Annotated in this window: 3 protein-coding genes and 1 pseudogene; 2 read left to right on the forward strand and 2 right to left on the reverse strand. The window is 61.1% G+C overall.

What is annotated here, in order from left to right; genetic code table 11:
- Positions 1-128: 128 nt before the first annotated feature.
- Both ACZYOF_RS43045 and istB read left to right on the forward strand, forming a co-directional pair.
- Positions 129-1,037 (forward strand): annotated as a pseudogene (locus ACZYOF_RS43045) (Mu transposase domain-containing protein); the annotation flags it as partial.
- A 12-nt stretch (positions 1,038-1,049) separates the two neighbouring features.
- Positions 1,050-1,790, forward strand: a complete 741-nt coding sequence (istB, locus tag ACZYOF_RS43050) for an IS21-like element helper ATPase IstB (protein WP_456647216.1) — start codon at positions 1,050-1,052, stop codon at positions 1,788-1,790.
- Between the two features lie 739 nt (positions 1,791-2,529).
- Here istB and ACZYOF_RS43055 read toward each other — a convergent pair.
- Both ACZYOF_RS43055 and ACZYOF_RS43060 read right to left on the reverse strand, forming a co-directional pair.
- Positions 2,530-2,748, reverse strand: coding sequence for a zincin-like metallopeptidase domain-containing protein (locus ACZYOF_RS43055; protein WP_463719519.1), 219 nt, complete (start codon positions 2,746-2,748; stop codon positions 2,530-2,532).
- A 46-nt stretch (positions 2,749-2,794) separates the two neighbouring features.
- On the reverse strand, positions 2,795-3,330 hold a 536-nt coding region (locus ACZYOF_RS43060; protein ID WP_463719520.1), incomplete at its 5' end, for a zincin-like metallopeptidase domain-containing protein.

The raw sequence follows: 3,330 nt of genomic DNA on the forward strand, positions 1-3,330 counted from the left end.
AATCTCCTAAGGAAAGAAGGAGATCACCATGCCACGAGCGCTCCGTTATGTTGCCGCTGTCGCGGAAATAGCGTTTAAAAATGCGGGTTGTGACAGCATTCGGCACATAACGATGTCCGGCACATAAGCCCGACAACGCCAAGGTCGCGGTGATCAAGGCCTGCCTCTATGACCCCATGGTCAACCGCAGCTATAGCGATATGGCACAGCACTACGGCACGGCGATTTTGCCGGCACGGCCGCGTCGTCCGAGAGATAAGGCGAAGGTCGAGGCCTGCGTCGGAATCGTCGAGCGCTGGCTGCTGGGGCGGCTGCGCAACCGAACCTTCTACAGCCTGGCTGAACTCAACGGTGCCATCGTCGAGTGGCTGGCCAAGCTCAATGACGGACGGGTGCTGCGTCAGTATGGCCGCACGCGACGCCAGCTGTTCGAGGAAATTGATGCGCCGAATCTTAAACCGCTTCCCGGCGAGCCGTGGGTCCATGCCGAATGGCGCCGATGCCGGGTCGGGCTCGACTATCACGTCGAGATCGAACGACACTACTACTCGGTGCCCTATCGCTTCGCCCGTCGGGAGGTAGAAGCGCGGATCAGCGCACGAACGGTTGAAATCTTCCTGGCGGGCGAGCGAATCGCTGCGCACATGCGCGGCAGCGGCAACGGGCGGCACACGACGATCAGCGCCCACATGCCTTCCAGCCACCGGCGCTATGGCGAGTGGACGCCGGCAAAGATCCGCAGCGAGGCGAGCCGGATCGGCCCGATGCTGCGCCTGCTGGTCGACCGGATCATCGAGGATCGGCCGCATCCCGAACAGGGCTATCGTTCGTGCCTGGGTATCCTCCGGCTCGAGAAGCGCTTTGGCACCGAGCGCCTCGAGGCGGCCGCGCTGCGCGCGCTTGAGATCGAGGCTCGCAACTACCCAAGCGTCAAATCGATCCTCGAAAAGGGGCTCGATCGCGTTCCGACGCCCGCGTCCCCCGAGCGCGAGCCGATCATACACACCAACATCAGAGGCTCGGACTATTACCACTAAAAAGGGAAGAAAATGCTGACACACCCCACACTCCACTTGCTTACCCGGCTCGGCCTTACCGGCATGGCCGAGGCCTTCACGCGCCTCGCCGACAACGAGGAGGTCCAGGGTCTCGCTCACGCCGAATGGCTGGCGTTGCTGCTGGACCATGAAGCGACTTGGCGTAACAACCGGCGCCTGGCGCTTCGACTTCGCAAGGCAAAGCTGCGTCATCATGCCGTGCCCGAGGATATCGACTACCGCGCTCCCCGTGGGCTCGACCGCCGCTTGTTCGACATGCTGCTCAACGGAGACTGGATCAAGAACCATGAGAATTGCGCCATTGTCGGGCCAACCGGCGTCGGGAAAAGCTGGCTTGGCTGTGCGCTCGGCCACAAGGCCTGCCGGGACGACCACTCTGTACTTTACACCCGGCTGCCGCGGTTGATCGAAGAACTGGACCTTGCCCGGGGCGATGGCCGACTCGCTTCGCGGATGAAGAGCATCGCCGCCATCGAGCTCCTAATTTTGGACGATTGGGGCCTCCAAGCCATCGACGCCAATGCCCGTCATTATCTGCTCGAAATCCTCGAAGACCGCTACGGCCGTCGGTCGACAGTCGTCACCAGCCAGCTTCCAATTGCCAAATGGCATGAGCTCATAAATGACCCAACTTACGCTGATGCCATACTCGATCGCCTGCTTCACAACGCTCACAGGCTCGAACTGAACGGTGACTCCATGCGTCGCCCGCCCGTTCTTCCTCGGCCGTGATCACATCGTCGGCCGATGAAGACCGAGACCGCAGCCCGCAAAGCTGACCAGCCGCTACGGCACTGTTGGGGGTGCGCGTCCGGTCAGCTTCGCTCCGTCGAACGACATCATCAAACACGTGACGTGATCTCCTCGGCAGCCGCTTGACCACGGGCTAACGATAGTGCCAATTGCCTTTAACGATCGGGGGCTTCACCTGCGCGCGATCAGATCGGAACGCTGCGCGGCATCAGATTGGAATACCTGCGCGCGATCATTGGAATCCGCAGCGGTGCGACAACATTCTAAACAGGATCGGAGAACATGATGGGTAAAGCTGACCCGCGGACCCCTGCCGCGACGTCGGCCGCTCGAGCCTACCGTGCGGCTCTGGCCCGGCTGGTTCGTGGAGAAGGCCGTCATCCAGGTCATCAGGGGCGTGTCGTGAGGATCAGTCCCGCTCCCGTCGCGCGTGAAGCGGGCAAGAGTCGAAATCCGCTCTATACGACACATCGTGATATCCTCGATGAAATCGAGGCAGCGGTGCAGGGACCTGGGCCGTCCAAGGACCTCGCGGACAAAGTGCGGGAAATGGAGGCGGAGATAGCTGTGCTGCGTTCCGAGGCACGCGGGCACAGCGAAGAAAAGCGCAGGATGGCCAGCGAGAATCTCGCGCTCCTTCATCGAGCGAGGGCAGCAGAAGGTCAACTTGCGTCGTTGCAGCGGCGGACAAGGTTAGTGCCCGCCGCTGAACTGCCCATCAGGCCGCTGCGCTGATCTGGCTGCAAGGCTGTTGGGCATGCATCCAGTCAACGGCCGCCTGAGCCTTGCTCGAAGCGGTGAAGATGGCTGAGGTATCGTTGCGAAGAATCTTCAACCAACTGGAAATATAAGCAGCGTGATCCGGCCTCGGCCGCGCCGAAATCGACAGATCGGCAAGAACCATCGCTGCCCCAGCGTCTGCGATAATCTCCTCCATGGCATAGGCTTCGCACCCAAACCGCGCGGATAGATCGCGGTCAAGTCTAATGCTTCGCTCCCGTGGCATGCAGCCCCTCATGAAAGAGCACGCTATAATGAGAGGCAGCATCGCGGAACGAGCTGAAAACCGGCATGTGCACCCGATCGGCCGAAGTCAAATAGTAGGCTTCATTGCCACCGTAGACGGTGTTGATGCCAAGATTGGCGTAGAATGCATCGGCATGAGCGATGCGCTCTTCTTCCGACCGAGCAACAACAGGTTCAGGCTCATATCCGTCGACTTGCGCGCAGTTGAACACGGCATAGCCGCGGGCAAAGAAGCGCCTGCGCTCAACCGTATCGTCGCCTGTGTCGTCATCCTTGTCAGCGTCGCCGCCGATCTTCTTCCAGAAAACGACCGTCGTAGACTTCTCGCCTTTGCGCACCTGGGCGCCGAGGGCTTGCCACTGGCGATGCGCTCGCTCCAAGGCCTGGATCGAGGGCTTCTCGTCCACGCATAGCACAATGGCCTTCGCGGGCGGGGCGACGTAGAGGCCAACAACATCGGCGGCTTTGGCCGTAAAGTTCGGGTCGTTGCTCT

The sequence above is a fragment of the Bradyrhizobium sp. LeoA1Lang genome, from assembly GCF_055413685.1.